Raw genomic sequence first — 18,605 nt, forward strand, 5'->3', positions numbered from 1 at the left:
TGCTTCTCGTATAACTTCGTATAATGTATGCTATACGAAGTTATTACGCAAATAAGAGTGATTCATTGTCTGCAAAAAGACGTTTAGCTTGAAGCCCTGTTAGATGTAAAGGTTCATGTGCGTAATTTTGAAATACAAACAGGATTGAGCTTATGGGGTTAGTGGTTGTTTCTCGGGAAGGATGAAGCATCTCTACAATTTTTTCAAAAGGCACGTCTTGATTAGCAAACGCATCTACCAACAGTTGATGATTATTTTTAAGTAAAGCAATGGTATTGATATTATTTGGTATTTTACACCGTAACATCAATAAATTAATAAAAAATCCTAACATAGATTCTACATGAGGATAATGACGCGAAGCATTCGGTGTTCCAATAGTGATATCGTCTTGTGCCGTATAACGTGATAAAACGACAAGGAAGCCAGTTAATAAGGTGACAAACAGGGTAGTAGGCACTTCTTTAGCGAGCTGTTTTAGTTTGGTAGTTAATTCCCTATTAACTTTAAAAGAATGGCGTTGACCTTTATAGCTAGGTAATAAGGGGCGTTGATAATCGGTGGCTAATTCTAGAGTAGGCAAATTTTTTAACTGATTGAGCCAATAGGCTGTTTGTTTTTCTATGAGAGGAGGAGTAGCGTCAAGCCAATGATGTTGCCATTGGGAAAAATCCAAATACTGTAAGCGCTTTGAAATTGGATAAATGTTCTCATCTAGATTGTTACTATATAGTTGAGATAGCTCTTCAAATAAAAGATGAATTGACCATCCGTCAATAATAATATGGTGAAAACAAAGACATAAGATATGTCTCTCGAGACCAGCTCGTAAGAGCTTGATGCGTACCAACGGCGCTTTCTCTAAATCAAAAGAGCTTTGCGCTTCTTCATAAGCAGCTACTTCAAGCTCCTTTTCACATTGGGATGTAAAATCCTCTATCGGTAAAATAAATTTTATTTGTTCAATGGGCAATACTCTTTGACAAGGTTTATTATCATCAAGAATAAATTGGGTTCGGAGTATTTCATGTCGCTCAATGAGTGTTTTAAATGCACTTTCAAGCGCATATATGTCTATTTTTCCAGTTAATTCCAATGCAAGAAAAACATTATAAGAGGTACTCAAAGGGTCTAATTGATGTAAAAACCATAATCGCTGTTGCGCAAATGATAAAGGGTAAGCTGTCAATCGTTCTTCTTGCTTAATTTGTGTCATTGGCGGAAGATGAGCCGTTTCTTGGAGATGGCTTTGTTCGAATTTTTTCATAGAGCTTACGAACAGTAGGCGCTTCAAATAATATATGCACTGGTAAATTGACATTGAGTAACTTGCGACAATTTAACATTGCTTGCATAGCAAGAAGAGAGTTCCCACCAATAGTAAAAAAATCATCTTCAATACTAATAAGACTAGAATCATGTTGGAGGATTTTAGCAAAAACATTCCGAATGGTTTCTTCTATTGGATTACGTGGCGGCGTTACTATTCGATTACTATTTAAAGAGGGTATAGGTAGCGCTGATTTATCTATTTTTCCATGTGGTGTAAGAGGCAGATTATCCAATATAACAATCGCGGTTGGCATCATATAATCGGGTAAAAATTGTTTGAGGAATTGCCGAATTTCTTCCTCATCGACAAAAGTATAATTTTTTTGACTATGACGTAAGCAATCAAAGCTAATGAGGACGAAGAAGAGAGCTTTCTTGCCACCACAACTGCTTGTTGCAGGGCTGGATAATTTAAAAGATGACTCTCAATCTCCCCTAGTTCAATTCTAAATCCTCGAATTTTAACTTGATCATCCAACCTTCCTAAAAACTCTAATTCACCATTCGGCAGTTGTTTGGCCATATCCCCTGTTTTATACAGACGAGAGCAACGAACATGATTCTCCTCATTTTGAATCAAATGGACTATCAATAAAACGCTCTAGAGTTAAATCAGGACGATTCAGATATCCACGACTTACGCCTTCCCCTCCGATGTAAATTTCACCAATCGTATTGAGTGATACTTTATGACGTGATTGATCAAGCAGGTATAGTGTTAAATCAGGCAGCGGAGCACCAATTGGACTATTATAAGATTTATCCAAGTCATCCATTGTTATACGTCGGTAAGTAGCATGCACTGTTGTTTCTGTTGTACCGTACATATTAATTAATTGGGGGAAACTATCACCATGTTTTTCAACCAAGGCTTTAGTTTCTGAATATTCAGCGCTTCGCCTGCAAATACAATATAACGTAGATTAAAATCTGAGCGCTTGAATTGTTGATCGATTGCCATAAAATTTTCGAAAGCAGATGGCGTTTGATTAAGAACGGTTACTTGTTCCTTCTTTACAAAGCTATAAAAGGCTTCCGTATCCCGTGCAATTGCATAGGGAACAATAATAAGACAACCACCATTTAATAGTGCTCCCCAAATCTCCCAAACACTGACATCAAAAGCAATTGAATGGAATAGTGGCCATCTATCATACTCCGTGAAATCATATAATTCCTGGGCAGAAGTAAATAAGCGCATAACCTGTTTATGTTCTACCATAACACCTTTAGGTTTTCCGGTAGAGCCTGATGTATAAATGATATACGCTAATGAATGAGCACTCACAGGAACAACCTGTTTTTCTTGGGGAAAAAATTCAAATTCATCAATATTAATCAGTTGATTTTTCCTGTTTAAATTAGGTAGACGTGTTTCAATAATTGAAAATAAATTAGACTCTGTGATAACAAATTTTGCTTCGCAATCGTCTAAAATAAAGGCAATCCGTTCAAAAGGATAATTAGGCTCTATTGGAGCATAAGCGCCGCCGGCTTTTAGAATAGCCAATATGCTAATAATTAGGTTAATATTTCTATCTAATAGGACTGCTACAATCGTTTCACTAGTTACACCCCATTGGATAAGTTGATGAGCCAAGCAATTTGCTTTACTATCAAGTTCTTCATACGTTAGCTCACTGCCATTAAAAGAAATAGCAATGTGATTGGGCGTTTTTCGCGCCTGTTCCTCAAAAAGATTAGATAAGGATTTGGCCATATTGTTTTGTAATATTCTAAAAAATAAGCCTACTATACTTTATCAGAGGCAAAGATAGGAAGAGGGGGTATGTCAAAAAATCGTTCGCTATCTAAGCAAGAAATTGCATTTATTGCCCGCCACTTTGAAGATATTTTTAAAAATTTACCTGGCTGGGCTTACATAAAAGATATTCACGGCGTGTACATTATTTGTAATACAAATCTAGCTAAAGATTTCGGATTTACTTCACCAGATGACTTAATTGGAAAATCAGATTTCGACCTCGCTTCAAGCACTCAAGCAAAGTTACTACGAGACATAGACATTAAAATCATGGAAAGCGGCGAACCTGAATTTCTTGAAGAAGTAGGGACAAAAACAGATGGAACGCCTATCACCTACCTTACTCGTAGGATTCCCATAAAAGATAAAAATAACCACGTCAAAGGAATTCTGAGAACATCAGAAGATATCACCAACCTTAAAAAACAGAAGAAGAGTTAAAACGAGCTAAAACCACCGAAGAAGAGAAGAGAAAAAATATCGAATATGCACTTAAGTATTTTATGGAAAATATGCAAGGTCATTTTTATTGGAAAAGTAAAGAAGGGAGTTATTTAGGTTGTAATAGTGCTGTAGCCAAAGCTGCCGGTTTTAATACCGCTGAGGACATCATTGGAAAAACCGATCATGATGTTTTAAATAAGGAGCAAGCAGATATTCTTCGAGCTACTGATCTAAGAATTATGAATTCGGGCATTCCAGAAATTCTAGAAGAACCTGGAATCCCGAGATGATGGCACTTTGGGTACTTTTATAACGAGTAAAATCCCATTTCGGGACATGGATGGTAATATAACGTCTATTATGGGCTTTTCACAAGACGTTACTGAACGTAAGAAAATGGAAGAAGAACTCCTAAAAGCCAAAGCGGCAGCGGAGGCTGCAAGCCGTGCAAAAACAGAATTTATCGCTAATATGAGCCATGATATTCGCACACCTTTAACAGGTATTATTGGCATGGCCGATAATTTAGAAAAAAATTACTCGATCCTGAAAGCCAAGCCGATGCCCATTGGGTTCACGAGAGCGGCGTGCAATTACTGGCTCTACTCAATGGCGTATTAGATATTATTGCCTCGGATGAAATCATTGAACAGGATATACGAAAAGAATGCTTTAATTTAAGAGCAACCATAGAAGCAATTAGTAAACTGGAAATGCCTAGCGTCAAAATAAAAGGCCTTGATTTAAAAATTGATATCGACCCGACTATTCCCCCTTGTCTTCTAGGAAACCGCATCGCGATTCATCGTATATTACTTAACTTATTAGGGAATGCTCTTAAATTTACTGAAACAGGCCACGTAGGAATTAATGTTAAATTGATTAAAAAAGCTAAAAAACGGTGAGACTACAATTGACTGTTGTTGATACTGGTATTGGGATTCCATTGGAGCATCAAGATAAAATATTTAAACGTTTTTTCAAAGTAAGTCCTTCTTATAAAGGCACACATAAAGGGTATGGTATTGGCCTTTATATAGTAAAGAAATATGTATCTCTTTTAGGTGGCAAAATTAGTCTAACGAGCGAAGTAGGAAAAGGAACAGCGGTTTGCTTCGAGATCTCGCTAGGAATTGGTAAAGCAGAAAATCTTAGTTCCTCAGAAAAATTATAACAACACCACCTCTACCACAAGTTAAACAGCCTGTTCTCACAAAAAATCAAATAACGGCCTCAAGTAATTCGCACTCACCCCTTATCCTTATTGTGGAAGATGATTTTGTAGCTTTGCGCGTTGTAGAAAGACTAATTAGAGAAGCTGGGTGTCGATCTATTTCCGCTATTAATGGAAAGGAAGCACTCAAACAGGCTACAACACACGCACTCGATTTAATCATTACTGATATAGGCCTACCTGACCTATCAGGTATTGAATTGAGCCAACAATTTCGCACATGGGAAAAGAATTATCAAAAAAAACCTGTTCCCATTATCGCTCTAACAGGACATGCCAAAGAAGAAATAGATGAAACAGGAGAACAGGCAGGAATCAATAAAGTAGTGACTAAGCCGATGAATATTCAAATATTAAATTCAATTTTGCATGAATTTAATCTAATTAATGCAGAAAAAGTAACTATTAAGCAACCGATTTCTACAGTATTAGAACCTAAGTTACCAGAAATGAAAGCTCAATTATTTGATCTTAAGCGATTTCCTTTATTTGATAAAATCAACGGACTCGCTGCTGTGTCCGGCAATATAGAATCTTTGGAGAAGCATCTTAAGCATATTATTTCTCTTATTAGTAATATTGAACCTATTAATCAAGCAATTGCTAGTGATGACTGGCACAACATAAAAAATTTGGCCCTTCAGATAAAGGATAGTGCGACTTATTGTGGTACGGTGCGATTGCTCTATGCCTCTTTCTACGTGGCTTATTATTGTAAAATGGGATTTTCTGATTTACTTGAACGATTATGTACGCAATTAATAACAGTCATGCAGGAAACGAAGCAGTACCTTAGTACCTGGCTTATAGAAAAAATGAACCTCCTTTACAAGATTCATCAATGGGGACTTTAGAGCTAGATTTACCAGATGCGGAAGATCAATTATTCGAGTTAGAACAATATCCCTTGCTAGATATTGCTAAAGGTATAGAAGGAGCTGGAAGTGAGACTACGTTATACGAGCTATTAGAACTAATCATCAATGACATTCCTGAGACCAAAAAAGACATTCAAAAAGCTTATGCCTCTGGTGACTGGCGTAGTATTGAAGCACTGGCACATAAGGCAAAAGATGGGGCTATCTATGTGGGAACGATGAGGATGAAATACGCCTGTCAATACTTAGAGCGCTACTACAAAACAGGTCATTCTGACCTATTAGAAAAGCTATATCAGCAATTACTTAGAGTTTTGGACGATACGCAAAAGCATCTTGAGTCTTGGCTTTTACAAAGAGAATAATAGCAAAGTTAAAACAGCGCTTTTAAGGAAAGCATTAAGGAAATCGCTTTTTTCCTTAACCTCTCAGAACGGCAAGTGGAACGCCATCGCAATACTATCTTTCAAAAACTCGAATGCAAAAACATTGCTGAAGCCATTGCCAAGGGATTGCGTTATGGGGAAATCGGGAGTAGGTCGGGTCCTTGGCCCGACATGGTATGAGCATGCATCCAACCTACACAGAGAGCAATAACAAGGAATAAATCATGGCACAACTATTAATCGTGGAAGACAACGTCATCTGTCAACAAATCTATCTCTCATTATTAAGCAACTATCAACTCACGCTGGCAGAAACAGCACAACAAGCCTTGGCCACACTGACAATGCAATTCTTTGATTGCATCCTTCTGGATTTGGGTTTACCGGATAAGCGGGGTGAGGGGATCTTGCCATTAATTCGTGCGAATCCTTTACACAAAGATACGGCTATCATCGTTATTTCAGCGCATGTGGATGAATCGTTAGGGAGGCAATGTTTGGCTTTGGGAGCAAATCATATTTACATGAAGCCGGTATTACCTATGATGTTACGCCGGTTGGTGGAAAATGCATTGATTCATTAAGCGTTTTACTCCTGTTCAAACCATTCAATAGATCCCGGTTGCACGCAACCGGGCTACAAGAGGGATCCATTCCTATTACCTAAACAAGTAGTCGTATATTTTTCAGCCAACATCAATTAAAATTTGCTGCCCTCAACAACCTATAGGCAAATGTTGATTACTACCGAACAACTGGAAGATGAGATCTGTAGACAAGGCTTTCATATTATTGATAATTTTCTTGCTCTCGAAGATTATCAAACGCTGCGTGCAATTGCTGAAGAGATGCATAATAGCGGCCAATTCAAAAGTGCAAAAATAGGCCGTCAATTAGAGACAGGCTTTCACAGCGATATTCGTAACGACAAAATCTGCTGGTTAGATGAAGAGTCTGCCAATCAATCAATTAAGATCTATTTCAGTAAAATTAGCCGACTTGCAGAAAGACTTAATCAAACTCTATTTCTAGGCTTGGTCGATTTTGAAACTCATTTTTGCTATTTATCAACCCGGGGCTTTCTATAAAAAACATGTGGATCAATTCGCTACAACCAAAGAGCGGCGAATTTCTTGTGTTTACTATCTCAATGCTGACTGGCAAGAATCCTTTGCAGGAGAATTAAAACTTTATGGGCTTAACGATCAGCTCATCACCTCCATTCTCCCTCGAGGGAATCGTTTTGTGTGTTTTAACAGCGAGCTGCCTCATGAGGTTTGCCCAACAAAACAAACCCGCTATAGCATAACGGGCTGGATGAAGACACGGTCGATGTCATTAATCACTTAATCGCTTGCCTAACCTGTGCGGTACAAGGTTCTATTGCTGCGTTGCACTCAAAAAAATACACTGGTTTAGGCAAGAGGTCTGATGATTACAGGACGGATATTGCGCTCTAAATTATTCATAACCAACTTCTTGTGTATAATAGAGCTTTGCTTGCCAAAGACTCTTATGTACGCCTTAGAAATTAACCAGCTACGCAAAACTTATGTGAATGGCGTTGAAGCCCTGAAAGGTATTGATTTAAGGGTTAAGGCCGGTGATTTTTTTGCTTTGCTGGGTGCTAATGGTGCAGGGAAATCGACCACCATCGGTTTAATTACTACCTTATTAACAAAAACCTCAGGTGGTATCCATATTTATGGCTATGATCTGGACGAAAAGCCGGAATTGGCTAAATCCTGTCTGGGATTAGTGCCCCAAGAATTTAACCTCAATATTTTTGAAACCTGCGAACAGATCTTGATAAGCCAGGCCGGTTACTATGGCATAACACGCGCACAAGCAAAACCTCATGCCCAAACCTTATTGAAACAACTGGGACTATGGGATAAACGGCACTCTATTGTGCGTCACTTATCGGGCGGGATGAAACGTCGACTCATGATCGCGCGCGCCTTAATCCATCAACCTAAAGTTTTAATTCTTGATGAGCCTACTGCAGGAGTGGATATAGAAATTCGCCGTAGTATGTGGGAATTTTTAACCCAAACCAACAAGCAGGGAACAACGATTATTCTCACCACGCATTATCTCGAAGAAGCAGAGCAGCTCGTAATAACTTCGTATAGCATACATTATACGAAGTTAGTTGAAAACACGTCGATGAAAGCGCTCTTAAAAACATTAAGGCATCAAACGTTTGTATTCAATACAGAAAGTCCTATCCATGACTTACCGGTGATAGCGCCTTTCGAGACAACCTTGATTGATAACTACACCTTTGAATTACGCGTAGATAATAATTGGTCACTGAATGATGTTTTTTCTGTGTTAACGCAAAACGGTCTTCGCATTCATAGCATGCGCAATAAAACCAACCGCTTGGAAGAGCTTTTTCTGGATCTTATTAAACATGGCCATTAAACAACAAACGATTGCCCTTTATACCTTGGTAAGACGAGAACTGGTAAGAATGTTTCGTATCGCTTCTCAGGTATTTTTACCCCCGGTAATCACCACCACCTTATATTTTATGATTTTCGGCAGTTTAATGGGCGAGCGCATTGGTTCAATTCAAGGGGCGAGTTATCCTCAATTTATTGCGCCTGGACTAATTATGATGTCCGTCATTACCAACGCTTATAGTAATGTTTCTACTTCGCTCTTCAATGTTCGCTTTCAAAAGAGTATTGAGGAAATGTTAGTCAGTCCCATGCATAATAGCATGATACTGCTGGGTTATATCTTGGGTGGCGTCTTACGTGGATTAATTGTTGCCCTCTTAGTCTTCCTTGTTTCTTATTTTTTGTGGATCTGGATTTTCACAGTTTACCGCTGACACTTTTTATTGTCCTTTTAGCGTCTGCCCTTTTCTCCTTGGCTGGTTTTACCAATGCCATGGTCGCTCGCAACTACGATGATGTCATGCTCATCCCTACGTTCATTCTTACACCGTTAATTTATTTGGGTGGCGTTTTTTACGCAACCAGCATGCTCCCGCCATTTTGGGAAAAACTCTCTCATCTGAACCCGATCTTATATATCGTCAACGCATTACGTTATGCAATGATTGGCCAACAGGAAGTCAGTATTTGGCTGGCAATCCTGATCATTTGTTTGATGATAATCCTATTAAGTGCACTCAATATGTTCTTGTTGAAGAAAGGGGTAGGATTGCGAGATTAACACATGACTATCCATTCAATGCAGTTAATTGCTCTTATTAGCCAGCATTTAAAAACTGGTTTTATTTTCCCAGGAATCCAATCTTTTGTCAGATAAGCACTGTGCAACAGGGGCAACCTCATATCAGAACGATGGCCTTATATGATTTGACTCAGAAAGGCGCTCTTATTTTCATTACTGCGACCAATTCACCCAAATGGACCCATTTAAGCAATAATCCTAACATTGCTTTATGCTTGCTTCATCCTGAATACGGACAAATTATCGTTGAAGGCTCTACCCTGTTGCATACAAGCCAGACAAACCTCTCCTTAGTTAGTCTCTACTGGGAAAATTATTTGGATGAGTATTGGCGAAATTTTTATAGAATGGAAACGCCCGGAAATCCTGCTAATGAAATCCCCCCATCCTTAGGAGTCGTTCATGTTATACCAAACACATGGCAGATTTTGGAAATGGATAAAGATGATTTTTTAAAAGGATCACGCAGCCTCTATACCATCGAGAAAGATGTCTGGATGCGCGAAGAGCTCCCTCTCCTTTAACCTGATTTGATCTAAAAATGTTCTTAAAGTGCAGATTTATGTTATATTTCGCCCTTTTATGTTTAAAATAAGTCCAATCCAGATAGGTTCTCCACTGAACTAATTAACCGCATTTTGATTACTGATCAGGGAGTTATTATCCAAATCAACCGATTAAATCCTATCAATAAAAGTTGAGGAAAAAGAATGCTAGTAAAAAATCTAATAGGAGGTTTAGTCGCCGCCTTATTTTCAATTCAAGGCTACGCTTTTTACACTCAGAACGCGGTGATTTACGATAAAAATAACAAGCCAGTTAACATTGATGGCATCTCTTGGTCAGGTTTTCAAGATTCTAAAATTTTTCAAGGTTTAGCGTCCAATCCCTTTTATGCAGTTGGTGATATTCCAACTTCTTATACTAAAACCTATGGCATGCTGGATGCTCTGGTACATCCTTGGGATTTTATTGATACGGGTGTTGATAATGCCACTGGCGTTCATTTCAAAACGGTTCGTGTCCCCATTCAGCCTGGTGTACTCTACGATACTGCTTCGTCGGTTGAGTTGAATAAATCAATTAGCAACAAAGCACAACCTTCAAAAGGAAATGGTGTTTTTTGTAAAACCTGGGAACGTACGGGCTCCACCTGTGCAAGCGCAGTATCGCCTAAAGAAGCATTCTGGATAAGCCTTGCAGAATTTAAAAAAATAATGTGAAAGTACTTATCGATATTCATCACAGCTATGGGTATGGTGATAACTATCGAGATGGTACCGTCTATAATCTTCATCAATATGAAGCCGATTTAAAATTAATACTGGCTGAGATTAAGGCTCGCGATCTAACGAATGTCATTGGCATCGATGTTTTCAATGAACCCTATGGACTGCATTGGTATCACAGTAATAATAGTCAACCTGCCTGGATAAAGGTTATCGCTGCAGCAGCTACGGTAATTCAGCAAACTAATCCTGATTTATTATTGTTTGTTGAAGGCCCTGGATCAGGTTCAGGAGATCCCGATCAGCCAGTGATTTGTGTCAAAAGCAACGAACTTGTACCTGATGAAGCTTATGCAATTCTCAATGATCCAGCTAATTGCATCGCGAATACCAAACACGTGGAATTCAAGGGTAACTGGGGCGAAGATTTCAAAACACTATTGGCAAAGGATCCAGCCAAGAAAGGGGAAGCTCGTTTTGACAGAGCAGCCTTTATTCAACGATTGAAAACAGCCGGTTTAAATGAGACGGCGATAACCTGGTTAATGGGTGATGAAAATGCCAGCCACGCCCACTTGGTTTTTTCACCCCATGTTTACCCACGCGAGGTTGCTACCTGGGAATCTGCTCCCGGTAAACCAAGTGAATTACGATTTGACTGGAGTTGGGGTTTCTTAAAAAAGCCGGTTACTCCGTAGTTTTGGGAGAAGCCTCCTGGAAAAGCGCTGAAGGATTAGCTTTTTTCAAAAAGCATTAATCCCCTATCTGGAAAAAACAATCTGCAAAATAATCTGTTTTTTGGGCCGTAGGCTATTTGGGAGATACTGTCAGCATGATTGATCCAAACTCTGCCAAGCTTGATCTGAAAGCTCAAAAGGTTTTACACCAATTGTTTAACCAAAACGTAAATGAAGGAAAGTTGACTATCCATTTTGCTGATCCAGGCTTCAGCTTAAAAGGAAGTGCAGAATTCACGCTTCAGGAGACTGGCCAAAATTATACTTGCAGCTATGAAGGATGTTTACTCAATCTGGCTGGCGGAACCTATCATCTTTTGTTGGCAGACAGCTATCAATTGGATAATCAAGCCCATCAAAGTTACCGGGTTAAAGGGAGTATTTCTTCTATCTCTTTCCAGATCATTGAAGGTCAAAATAATGAGTTGACTCTTTCTTTAGAAGGTGAGCAAACAGGACCTCAGCCCGCTTCAATGATCGATTATAAAATGACTCTCCTGGATGAAAAAGGCAAGCCAGTGAATAGCCAAACTATCGCTGGCGCTATCCAATTTCATTCAACATTAAATAATCAAGAGACTAGCAATTGTGTTGTCGAGCAAGGCCATTGCACAACCCTTATTTATAATCAACACATCAATAGCAAAACAGGGCGCTTTGGCACCGAAAACTACCAAATTGAACATCCCAATACCGTTCAATACCTTGAGAAAACATACACGCTAGTCAGTGAGAAAACGGATAAAAAGCTACTATTACCAGCAAATTCTTCGGAAATAACACTTAATGCCTTTTATCAAGCAGGGACTACTCCCAGTCAAAATTGTACTGTCCATTTAGCCTTACAAAATCACTGGGAGGGTGGAGCAGTATTTCAAGGTACGCTCACGAATACCACGAAAGAACCTATCCACAATTTTAGTTTTAAATTGAGTTTTAACTCTCATGAAATGACTAATCCAATGATTGTTAATCACTGGCTTGGCAATAATGCCTCCCTCCTAGAGTCAAATGGAGTTTTTACGCTAAGTGCCCAACCATCCGACATGAGTAACGGCTTACTTCCCGGTAAAACTCAGTCAATTGGGTTTCAAATCGCTGGTAGCTTCTTGCAAAAACCAGTTATTAACGTATTAAGCTGCGACGCTGAATAAGCAAAAACATATATCGGATAAGCCTAAATTAATAGCAACTGATTGAATTTCTATCGCTTAATGATTATTTTATTCAGCTAGGGTGGTTGAATAAGGATGTTGTGATGGTTAAAAAATTGCCGTGCTGGTAGGTAGTCTGCGCAAGGAATCGTGGAATCGCAAGCTTGCTTTATCATTAATCAAACTTGCCCCTTCCTCTCTTGATTTGCAACTAATTGAAATCGGGCAATTACCGCTTTATAACCAAGATCCTGATGATCAAAATACCCCCCTGGCTGAATGGGTAGCTTTTCGTGAAGAAATCAGTAAGGTAAATGGTTATTTATTTGTTACTCCTGAATACAACCGTTCAATTCCTGCACCACTTAAAAATGCCATCGACGTAGGATCAAGACCCTACGGCAAAAGTGTTTGGGGTGGTAAACCAGGAGCAGTTATCAGCGCTTCACCAGGTGCAATCGGCGGTTTCGGCGCCAACCACCACCTGCGCCAAACCTTCGTATTTTTAGATATCCGCTGTATGCAACAACCAGAAGCTTATATAGGCAGCGTTAATACGCTTTTCGATAAACAGGGCAATCTGACTCAGGATAAAACAGAAGAGTTTTTACGCCACTACATGGAACACTTTGCCAAATGGGTCGCTCAATTTTAGGCGTTTAGAATAGTCTGCAGTAAAGTACCTACTTCAGAAGAGGTGGAGGAGGATTAGGGATTACTTCTAGCTTAGTAGTTGCACTTTCTTCCTCAATATCGATACCTACTTCATCATGCAATTTGTTGTGAAGCAGGTTAACCCCTAATGAGTAAGCACTAATTGTTGTTTTATCAGGAAAAACTCGAGTAGCAACAGGCTCTTGAGAAATAAAATTTTCACCATCAATTACCCAGACACCAGAACGCTTTAATGTATTATGTCCATCAGCCTGAATGAGTATACCCTGCCCGGTTTTAGGGGTAACAATCTGTTGGGTGCCTTTATCCAAATTAACAAGAGCACTACGTTTTTAAAACTTTGTGATAAGGTCATTGAGCTGGAAGAAATGATTTGCACTGCCGGGCCAAACTCATCTTCACTAAACGAAGGAAATTGTTGACTCAGGTATTTGCTTATCACGCCTTCGGCAGCATCGATGCATACACTGCCAGCAAACGTGATCCCCTTAAATTGTTTAAGGTAATCAAGTTTCATAACTCGCCTGTCAGCGCTAGCATGGTAATAAGAATTGCGCTCTAATTCGGCAGATAATCTTTCATCTTCAGGAATATCAGCCGGTCCTTTATTGAATTTGTAGTTGATATAAACTACTTCTCCATGTTTAATGCCGAATAGTATATTTGTTTTTTGGGGTCTGGCCTTATGTTCGAGAGACTTCCCCAACTCATCAACCACACTATCCTTCGTAGTAGCCGTGATATTGACCATGATGAGTAAATCAGGAAATTCTTTACTGACCTGACAATATCCAGTCAGTAATTCCTGTTGCATATCATAAGGCATGAATAATCGGCTAGAACCTCCTCTCCGACAATGACTATAAAATTCGGGTAGTACGCAAATAGCAGCTTCATCAGGAAGTAATGGCCCTTGCTGCAGCATGAGTGCATAAGCTGAGCCTACATGAGTTGCAAATAAATCGACTTGTTCTTCAATCGTTCTCGGCGCACGCTGAGAAAAATCTCCAGTTGATGTGGCTACCGTGGCTACTCGCATAATCCGTTGCTCAGTTAATTTTCTTTTTCTTATCAATTGATACAGTATGAGCAAATTCACTTAGCAATTGGCTCACAGGCTTTGAATTCAGTTTAGGAAGAGAAAATCTTAAGAAATGAGGCGTGACTTGTATACTCATTCGCCGACGAATGTTTTCCGGAAGAAGCATTAGCGAAGCGCATTTTTCGAAATCCTTGTAGGGGACATAAACAACCGCATCGACATTCCAGTCATCATCAACCCAACCAAAGAAGTCAAGTTTAGTCACATCACGTAAAAGCCTTACAGCAGTAGTATACGCTTTTCTACCCATATTCACATGAAAATAAAAACCCAATTGATCTAAATATACGCACTAATTATTAATGAAATATTAATTGCTATTTCAATGAGCATTTACTCATGCTATGTTTTGATTGTTTGAAAACCCAGAGCAACTCACAGGAGTGGATAAAATGATGCGATTAACCGCGTTACTTTTACTTTTGGTGAATCAATTCGTGTTTGCAGCAACCTGCGAAACAAAACGTGACGTGTTAATAGACAATAAACTGACCAAAGTCTGGAAAACCACAATCTGCCCTAAACAACAGCTGCCTTTCCATACCCACCAATTTGCTCGAATCGTCATACCGGAAGAAAGTGGCACGCTTAAAGTTACTTATCAGTCAGGAAAAGAAACCTTCATAAAATTACAGGCGAAAAAACCCATTTATTTAAGTGTTACTCAGGGTAAAGAAGCACATCAAGATTTCAATATTGGCCAGGAAGCATTACATGTTACTGTCATTGAATTAAGACAAGGCTAATTCGATACATACAAGCTTATGACACAATCCAACATAACAACCCAATCACTGCTTGCGTCGCTGGATAACCCCTTCTGGCAATTCTCCTTACAGGTTTATCGCGACGAACAAGTTAAAGAGGCTTGCCTGGCTTTTCAGCAACAGGACGGCCTCAATGTTAATCTATTATTGCTTTGTTGCTGGCTGGCTTATGCTGTCGAAGAGATATCCCAATCGGAATTAATAAACGCCTGCCATTGCATTGATGACTGGCATGAAAAAATAACCCAACCTTTGCGTTCAGCCCGTCAGCAATTAAAAAAAGTAGTACGAACGATTGGGTGAATACATTTTATCAACAGATATTAAGTGATGAACTTATCTCCGAAGCCTATCAGCAACATTGTCTATATCAATATTTTGCAGCTCGGCAGAAAACGTCTTTTAGCAAAAATGGACAACTGGCCGCTCGCTATTTGCATTGGCTTTTTTCTGCTAAAAAATTAACTATCGATCCTTCGCTTGCTTCTCGAATAGAACAGTTTGCCAAAATAGGACTGGAAAAATTGCCCTAATTTGCCAATTATTATACAATTTGCAAATTTATTAATTTTTATGCCTTATTATATGAAATTTATTATTGAAAAAGTCGAGCTTATTAAAGGTGAAAAACCCACTGTTGTAATTAGCTGGTCATCAGGTACTACTGATTTTTACCCTTGGCATTCCTATCCAGAACTACCCGATTTATCCGAGTTTAAACCTTGGTATTACAGCAATGTACCAGGCCTCACCTTATTTAGAGCCCCTGCCGCTATGACTACTCAAACGATAAGAACTCATAATTTAAGTCATTATCAACATGACCCGGAGCAAGTCCTACCTTTGACTCTCGTACCCCGATTGGAAAAAGCGGTCGATGAGATTGAGGAAGTATCGCAACAACATTGCCTCTATTTTGCAAAAAAGAGACGGCAGCACCTAATGGCCACCTTGCTAAACCGATACCAATTCGACCAAATAATGGCATATCGCCTGAACATACAACCGGGAATGACCCAGAGACATCAGTACTAGCTCCCCCGCTATTTATGTAACATAAGAAGAGAAGCCGCAGTTGAGATCGGTCAAGAAATTTTCAGATAAGGAAACTCGGCTTGCAGGATTTGGATGACTTGATCCAAATCCACTTTGCTTTTGACAATGAGAAGAACCGTATCATCACCTGCAATAGTACCTAGAATCCCTGAGTTATTGGATTGTTGCGGGTAAAAAGCAACGTACTTTTTATCAATAAACAAGGCGAGACTATTCGCATGACCAGGCTGAGTATGCAAAACAACCAAACCATATTCTGATACCTGTGCATTCAAAACCAAGGGCAAATTCGGTGGATTAAAATCAACCACCCGATAAATTCCTGCAACTTTAGCAATTTTCAATTTTTTAAGTCGGCGAGACAAAGTCGCTTGCGGAATATCATAACCTCTTTCTTTCAGAGCCTGCTGCAAATCACTTTGTTCAGCAATCTCCTGTATTTGCACAATACTCAGAATATGCTCGTCCAACAGGTTATCGTGTGACATTTACTTCCTCTCAAATGAATACAAAACCATAAAAATAGAAATTATATTCATTAATTGTTGACATCACAAGGTAAAATCAAATATAGTCACAAAATGGATATATTTTGGATATATAATTATCATGAAAAAACTGATACCTTGTCTGATAAGTGCATCAATGCTTTTTCTTTCTGGATGTGGCAACGAAAAAGATAGGAATGAAATCCATTTTGTTACCTCGGCAGAATATCCACCTTTTGAATATAACGAGCAAGGTGAAATTAAGGGGTTCGATATTGATCTGGCTAAGCTTATTGCTAAAGAATTAGGCAAAAAAGCCGTTTTTGACAATATGCAATTTAGTTCTATCTTACCCGCGCTAAGTGCAGGGCAAGCTGACATAGCCATTTCAACAATTACCATTACGGAAGATAGGAAAAAGAATTTTGATTTTAGTTCGCCCTATTATTTTGAAGGAATGGCGGCAGTATTTAATCAAAAAGATCCTGTTAATCATCCCTCTCAACTAACAGGAAAAAATTAGCTTGCCAACTCGGCAGCACGATGGAAATTTGGCTGAAAAAGCATTTTCCACAAGAAAATATTGTGACAATGGATAATAACAACCAAGCAATAGAAGCCTTAAAAGCTGGCCATGTGGACATAGTACTCGTAGACGGCGCTCAGGGAGCCATCTTTAGCAAGAAAAATCATGGCTTAAACTATGCCATTATTGCCAAAGCAACCAATGGTTATGGCTTGGCCTTCAAAAAACACTCTCTGCTAAAAGCACAAGTTAATCGAGCCCTCAATACATTAAAAGCCAAAGGGGAAATCGCCAAACTTCAAAAAATCTGGCTGGAGGATGGCAAATGGACGAGTTAAAACAAAATCTCCTCTTTATCGGTCAAGGGACTGTCCTCACCTTAGAATTACTGGCAGGCGGGATGCTCATAGGCATCCTGCTGGGAACTATTCTCGCCATTTTGCGTTACAACGGGATTGCCAAGTTACTGATTAATCGTTTTATTTCAATAATCAGAGGGACACCATTAATTCTGCAATTAAGTTTCATCTATTTTGCCGTACCAAGTTTACTTGGTTTGCGACCCGATATTCTGGTTGCCGGAATACTGACTTTCGGTCTTAATAGCTCCGCTTATATCGCTGAAATCCTGCGATCCGGGATAGAGAGTTTGCCTAAAGGACAATTCGAAGCAGCGAGAACGCTTCAAATTCCAACATTCTATTTATGGAAGGATATTATTTTACCGCAGGTTATAAAAAATATTTTTGCCCGCGCTAATTAATGAAATGATTGCTCTTCTTAAAGAGACTGCCTTAATCTCTACAATTGGTGGTATGGATCTGATGCGCAAAGCGCAATCCATTGCTGCCGAACAATTCACCTATTTTTTACCACTGTGTATTGCTGGTTTCTACTACTACGGCCTGGTTTTACTCATCGAATATTTAGGCAAAAAATTGAACAAGGAGGGCATGATGCTGTACATCAATAATGCCTGTAAAAATTTTGGCTCCACCCCAGTCTTAGATCAGATTAATCTTAGTATTGCTGCTCACCAGATTGTTGGTCTGGCCGGTCCTTCCGGTGGCGGAAAGTCGACGCTGCTGCGTTGTATACAAAAACTGGAAGTGCTTGATTCAGGAACCATCGACTTCTCAGGTAAAAGCGGATTCATGTTTCAAGATTTCCAGCTTTTTCCTCATATGACCGTATTAGACAATTTAATCTATGCTCCCAAGCTGCAAAATAAGGCAAGCAATCACGAAAATGAAGCGCTAACCTTGTTAAACACGCTTGGCATAGCAGACAAAACAGTGTCGTTTCCCCATCAACTCTCCGGAGGACAAAAACAACGTGTAGCGCTGGCTCGCAGTCTAATGATGCAACCAAGCTTACTGCTTTGTGATGAACCAACTTCCGGTCTGGATCTAGCTACCATTGAAGATGTCGTTAATTTACTGCATTCAATTAAAGCCATGGGAGTCACCATGGTTATTGCATCACATGATTTAGATTTTCTAACCAAAATGAGCGATCGCCTGGTTGTTCTCAAAGGTGGCCAACTAGTGACTGATGTTAAACCGCAAGAATTAAATAACCCTGTTTACGATTTAAAGAAATATTATTAGGAGACAATA

At 39.2% G+C, this 18,605-nt stretch carries 31 protein-coding genes and 3 pseudogenes; 25 read left to right on the forward strand and 9 right to left on the reverse strand.

Annotated features, from left to right (window positions below; translation table 11 throughout):
- Positions 1-43: 43 nt before the first annotated feature.
- From BN58_RS16645 to BN58_RS29060, 5 genes are read right to left on the reverse strand one after another with little or no spacing between them, the layout of a single operon-like run.
- Complete coding sequence (locus BN58_RS16645; RefSeq protein ID WP_198009962.1) at positions 44-1,267, reverse strand: condensation domain-containing protein; 1,224 nt, start codon at positions 1,265-1,267, stop codon at positions 44-46.
- On the reverse strand, positions 1,203-1,685 hold the full coding sequence (locus BN58_RS29045; RefSeq protein WP_332248010.1) for a phosphopantetheine-binding protein: 483 nt from the start codon (positions 1,683-1,685) through the stop codon (positions 1,203-1,205). The genes BN58_RS16645 and BN58_RS29045 overlap by 65 nt, the downstream gene beginning before the upstream one ends.
- A complete protein-coding gene (locus tag BN58_RS29050) occupies positions 1,586-1,855 on the reverse strand; it encodes a hypothetical protein (RefSeq protein ID WP_019217795.1) in 270 nt (89 codons plus the stop codon). The genes BN58_RS29045 and BN58_RS29050 overlap by 100 nt, the downstream gene beginning before the upstream one ends.
- 43 nt (positions 1,856-1,898) lie before the next feature.
- The gene (locus BN58_RS29055; protein WP_019217796.1) at positions 1,899-2,201 is read right to left on the reverse strand and encodes an AMP-binding protein; all 303 of its coding nucleotides are present in this window, start codon (positions 2,199-2,201) and stop codon (positions 1,899-1,901) included.
- Entirely contained in the window at positions 2,165-3,052 is an 888-nt protein-coding gene (locus BN58_RS29060; protein ID WP_019217797.1) for an AMP-binding protein, read from the reverse strand. The genes BN58_RS29055 and BN58_RS29060 overlap by 37 nt, the downstream gene beginning before the upstream one ends.
- A 69-nt stretch (positions 3,053-3,121) precedes the next feature.
- Here BN58_RS29060 and BN58_RS16670 point away from each other — a divergent pair, with 69 nt between their 5' ends.
- From BN58_RS16670 to BN58_RS16735, 18 genes and pseudogenes are all read left to right on the forward strand, one after another.
- A complete protein-coding gene (locus tag BN58_RS16670; protein WP_019217798.1) occupies positions 3,122-3,538 on the forward strand; it encodes a PAS domain-containing protein in 417 nt (138 codons plus the stop codon).
- Positions 3,539-3,600: 62 nt separating this feature from the next.
- Entirely contained in the window at positions 3,601-3,831 is a 231-nt protein-coding gene (locus BN58_RS29065; protein ID WP_051131946.1) for a PAS domain-containing protein, read from the forward strand.
- 46 nt (positions 3,832-3,877) lie between these two features.
- On the forward strand, positions 3,878-4,162 hold the full coding sequence (locus BN58_RS29070) for a histidine kinase dimerization/phospho-acceptor domain-containing protein (RefSeq protein WP_026069554.1): 285 nt from the start codon (positions 3,878-3,880) through the stop codon (positions 4,160-4,162).
- The gene (locus tag BN58_RS29075; protein ID WP_019217800.1) at positions 4,129-4,446 is read left to right on the forward strand and encodes an ATP-binding protein; all 318 of its coding nucleotides are present in this window, start codon (positions 4,129-4,131) and stop codon (positions 4,444-4,446) included. Before BN58_RS29070 ends, BN58_RS29075 begins: the two co-directional genes overlap by 34 nt.
- Before the next feature lie 8 nt (positions 4,447-4,454).
- Positions 4,455-4,715 (forward strand): sensor histidine kinase, encoded by a 261-nt coding sequence (locus BN58_RS29080; RefSeq protein ID WP_198009965.1) that lies wholly within the window; start codon positions 4,455-4,457, stop codon positions 4,713-4,715.
- A gap of 92 nt (positions 4,716-4,807) precedes the next feature.
- On the forward strand, positions 4,808-5,629 hold the full coding sequence (locus BN58_RS29085; protein ID WP_019217802.1) for a response regulator: 822 nt from the start codon (positions 4,808-4,810) through the stop codon (positions 5,627-5,629).
- Positions 5,617-6,018, forward strand: a complete 402-nt coding sequence (locus BN58_RS26535; RefSeq protein ID WP_019217803.1) for an Hpt domain-containing protein — start codon at positions 5,617-5,619, stop codon at positions 6,016-6,018. Before BN58_RS29085 ends, BN58_RS26535 begins: the two co-directional genes overlap by 13 nt.
- A 42-nt stretch (positions 6,019-6,060) precedes the next feature.
- Positions 6,061-6,219: a LuxR C-terminal-related transcriptional regulator gene (locus BN58_RS30150; RefSeq protein ID WP_269570399.1), complete on the forward strand. Its 159-nt coding sequence runs from the start codon at positions 6,061-6,063 to the stop codon at positions 6,217-6,219.
- A gap of 44 nt (positions 6,220-6,263) precedes the next feature.
- Positions 6,264-6,623 (forward strand): response regulator, encoded by a 360-nt coding sequence (locus tag BN58_RS16705; protein ID WP_019217804.1) that lies wholly within the window; start codon positions 6,264-6,266, stop codon positions 6,621-6,623.
- 150 nt (positions 6,624-6,773) lie between these two features.
- On the forward strand, positions 6,774-7,127 hold the full coding sequence (locus BN58_RS37190) for a 2OG-Fe(II) oxygenase (protein WP_332248008.1): 354 nt from the start codon (positions 6,774-6,776) through the stop codon (positions 7,125-7,127).
- A gap of 7 nt (positions 7,128-7,134) precedes the next feature.
- The gene (locus tag BN58_RS37195) at positions 7,135-7,389 is read left to right on the forward strand and encodes a 2OG-Fe(II) oxygenase (protein WP_332248009.1); all 255 of its coding nucleotides are present in this window, start codon (positions 7,135-7,137) and stop codon (positions 7,387-7,389) included.
- Between the two features lie 165 nt (positions 7,390-7,554).
- Positions 7,555-8,469 carry an ABC transporter ATP-binding protein gene (locus BN58_RS16715; protein WP_019217805.1) on the forward strand — a complete coding sequence of 305 codons (915 nt, stop codon included), beginning with the start codon at positions 7,555-7,557 and terminating at the stop codon, positions 8,467-8,469.
- A pseudogene (locus tag BN58_RS26545) lies at positions 8,459-9,231 on the forward strand (ABC transporter permease). The gene BN58_RS16715 and the pseudogene BN58_RS26545 overlap by 11 nt, the downstream one beginning before the upstream one ends.
- A 101-nt stretch (positions 9,232-9,332) precedes the next feature.
- On the forward strand, positions 9,333-9,776 hold the full coding sequence (locus tag BN58_RS16725; protein ID WP_019217806.1) for a pyridoxamine 5'-phosphate oxidase family protein: 444 nt from the start codon (positions 9,333-9,335) through the stop codon (positions 9,774-9,776).
- Positions 9,777-9,962: 186 nt separating this feature from the next.
- Positions 9,963-10,475, forward strand: coding sequence for a hypothetical protein (locus tag BN58_RS35000; protein WP_019217807.1), 513 nt, complete (start codon positions 9,963-9,965; stop codon positions 10,473-10,475).
- Positions 10,472-11,179, forward strand: coding sequence for a cellulase family glycosylhydrolase (locus BN58_RS35005; RefSeq protein ID WP_019217808.1), 708 nt, complete (start codon positions 10,472-10,474; stop codon positions 11,177-11,179). Before BN58_RS35000 ends, BN58_RS35005 begins: the two co-directional genes overlap by 4 nt.
- A gap of 134 nt (positions 11,180-11,313) precedes the next feature.
- Entirely contained in the window at positions 11,314-12,372 is a 1,059-nt protein-coding gene (locus BN58_RS35010; RefSeq protein WP_019217809.1) for a cellulose binding domain-containing protein, read from the forward strand.
- A gap of 121 nt (positions 12,373-12,493) precedes the next feature.
- Complete coding sequence (locus BN58_RS16735) at positions 12,494-13,027, forward strand: NADPH-dependent FMN reductase (protein WP_019217810.1); 534 nt, start codon at positions 12,494-12,496, stop codon at positions 13,025-13,027.
- A 28-nt stretch (positions 13,028-13,055) separates the two neighbouring features.
- Here BN58_RS16735 and BN58_RS31195 read toward each other — a convergent pair whose 3' ends face one another.
- Genes BN58_RS31195 through BN58_RS16745 form a run of 3 tightly spaced genes read right to left on the reverse strand, consistent with a single transcriptional unit; the run spans position 13,056 to position 14,423 of the window.
- Positions 13,056-13,358 carry a hypothetical protein gene (locus BN58_RS31195; protein WP_156812598.1) on the reverse strand — a complete coding sequence of 101 codons (303 nt, stop codon included), beginning with the start codon at positions 13,356-13,358 and terminating at the stop codon, positions 13,056-13,058.
- Complete coding sequence (locus BN58_RS16740; RefSeq protein ID WP_019217811.1) at positions 13,277-14,086, reverse strand: hypothetical protein; 810 nt, start codon at positions 14,084-14,086, stop codon at positions 13,277-13,279. Before BN58_RS16740 ends, BN58_RS31195 begins: the two co-directional genes overlap by 82 nt.
- Before the next feature lie 10 nt (positions 14,087-14,096).
- Entirely contained in the window at positions 14,097-14,423 is a 327-nt protein-coding gene (locus tag BN58_RS16745) for a hypothetical protein (RefSeq protein ID WP_156812599.1), read from the reverse strand.
- A 118-nt stretch (positions 14,424-14,541) separates the two neighbouring features.
- Between BN58_RS16745 and BN58_RS26555 the strand changes: the two genes are divergently transcribed.
- The 4 genes from BN58_RS26555 to BN58_RS16765 are packed head-to-tail and all read left to right on the forward strand — an operon-like array spanning position 14,542 to position 15,951.
- A complete protein-coding gene (locus BN58_RS26555; protein ID WP_019217813.1) occupies positions 14,542-14,895 on the forward strand; it encodes a cupin domain-containing protein in 354 nt (117 codons plus the stop codon).
- Between the two features lie 18 nt (positions 14,896-14,913).
- Positions 14,914-15,219, forward strand: coding sequence for a TIGR02444 family protein (locus BN58_RS16755; RefSeq protein WP_019217814.1), 306 nt, complete (start codon positions 14,914-14,916; stop codon positions 15,217-15,219).
- Positions 15,216-15,449 (forward strand): hypothetical protein, encoded by a 234-nt coding sequence (locus tag BN58_RS16760; protein ID WP_019217815.1) that lies wholly within the window; start codon positions 15,216-15,218, stop codon positions 15,447-15,449. Before BN58_RS16755 ends, BN58_RS16760 begins: the two co-directional genes overlap by 4 nt.
- A 52-nt stretch (positions 15,450-15,501) precedes the next feature.
- A complete protein-coding gene (locus tag BN58_RS16765; RefSeq protein ID WP_232220733.1) occupies positions 15,502-15,951 on the forward strand; it encodes a hypothetical protein in 450 nt (149 codons plus the stop codon).
- 50 nt (positions 15,952-16,001) lie between these two features.
- Here BN58_RS16765 and BN58_RS16770 read toward each other — a convergent pair whose 3' ends face one another.
- The gene (locus tag BN58_RS16770; RefSeq protein WP_019217817.1) at positions 16,002-16,460 is read right to left on the reverse strand and encodes an arginine repressor; all 459 of its coding nucleotides are present in this window, start codon (positions 16,458-16,460) and stop codon (positions 16,002-16,004) included.
- Positions 16,461-16,581: 121 nt separating this feature from the next.
- Here BN58_RS16770 and BN58_RS26560 point away from each other — a divergent pair.
- The 3 genes and pseudogenes from BN58_RS26560 to BN58_RS16785 all read left to right on the forward strand — a co-directional run bounded on the left by BN58_RS26560 (position 16,582) and on the right by BN58_RS16785 (position 18,596).
- Positions 16,582-17,324 (forward strand): annotated as a pseudogene (locus BN58_RS26560) (substrate-binding periplasmic protein).
- A pseudogene (locus BN58_RS31200) lies at positions 17,312-17,939 on the forward strand (amino acid ABC transporter permease); the annotation flags it as partial. The pseudogenes BN58_RS26560 and BN58_RS31200, both read left to right, overlap by 13 nt.
- A 3-nt stretch (positions 17,940-17,942) precedes the next feature.
- Positions 17,943-18,596 carry an amino acid ABC transporter ATP-binding protein gene (locus tag BN58_RS16785; protein ID WP_026069557.1) on the forward strand — a complete coding sequence of 218 codons (654 nt, stop codon included), beginning with the start codon at positions 17,943-17,945 and terminating at the stop codon, positions 18,594-18,596.
- Positions 18,597-18,605: the final 9 nt, after the last annotated feature.

It is taken from the genome of Legionella tunisiensis (assembly GCF_000308315.1).
Lineage (GTDB): Bacteria > Pseudomonadota > Gammaproteobacteria > Legionellales > Legionellaceae > Tatlockia > Tatlockia tunisiensis.

Coding starts and splice junctions, on each gene's coding strand:
- BN58_RS16645 (WP_198009962.1), bottom strand. CDS start 1,267: ATGAAAAAATTCGAACAAAGCCATCTCCAAGAAACGGCTCATCTTCCG.
- BN58_RS29050 (WP_019217795.1), bottom strand. CDS start 1,855: ATGGCCAAACAACTGCCGAATGGTGAATTAGAGTTTTTAGGAAGGTTG.
- BN58_RS29060 (WP_019217797.1), bottom strand. CDS start 3,052: ATGGCCAAATCCTTATCTAATCTTTTTGAGGAACAGGCGCGAAAAACG.
- BN58_RS16670 (WP_019217798.1), top strand. CDS start 3,122: ATGTCAAAAAATCGTTCGCTATCTAAGCAAGAAATTGCATTTATTGCC.
- BN58_RS29065 (WP_051131946.1), top strand. CDS start 3,601: ATGGAAAATATGCAAGGTCATTTTTATTGGAAAAGTAAAGAAGGGAGT.
- BN58_RS29070 (WP_026069554.1), top strand. CDS start 3,878: ATGGATGGTAATATAACGTCTATTATGGGCTTTTCACAAGACGTTACT.
- BN58_RS26535 (WP_019217803.1), top strand. CDS start 5,617: ATGGGGACTTTAGAGCTAGATTTACCAGATGCGGAAGATCAATTATTC.
- BN58_RS16705 (WP_019217804.1), top strand. CDS start 6,264: ATGGCACAACTATTAATCGTGGAAGACAACGTCATCTGTCAACAAATC.
- BN58_RS37190 (WP_332248008.1), top strand. CDS start 6,774: ATGTTGATTACTACCGAACAACTGGAAGATGAGATCTGTAGACAAGGC.
- BN58_RS16715 (WP_019217805.1), top strand. CDS start 7,555: ATGTACGCCTTAGAAATTAACCAGCTACGCAAAACTTATGTGAATGGC.
- BN58_RS35000 (WP_019217807.1), top strand. CDS start 9,963: ATGCTAGTAAAAAATCTAATAGGAGGTTTAGTCGCCGCCTTATTTTCA.
- BN58_RS35010 (WP_019217809.1), top strand. CDS start 11,314: ATGATTGATCCAAACTCTGCCAAGCTTGATCTGAAAGCTCAAAAGGTT.
- BN58_RS16740 (WP_019217811.1), bottom strand. CDS start 14,086: ATGCGAGTAGCCACGGTAGCCACATCAACTGGAGATTTTTCTCAGCGT.
- BN58_RS26555 (WP_019217813.1), top strand. CDS start 14,542: ATGATGCGATTAACCGCGTTACTTTTACTTTTGGTGAATCAATTCGTG.
- BN58_RS16755 (WP_019217814.1), top strand. CDS start 14,914: ATGACACAATCCAACATAACAACCCAATCACTGCTTGCGTCGCTGGAT.
- BN58_RS16765 (WP_232220733.1), top strand. CDS start 15,502: ATGAAATTTATTATTGAAAAAGTCGAGCTTATTAAAGGTGAAAAACCC.
- BN58_RS16770 (WP_019217817.1), bottom strand. CDS start 16,460: ATGTCACACGATAACCTGTTGGACGAGCATATTCTGAGTATTGTGCAA.
- BN58_RS16785 (WP_026069557.1), top strand. CDS start 17,943: ATGCTGTACATCAATAATGCCTGTAAAAATTTTGGCTCCACCCCAGTC.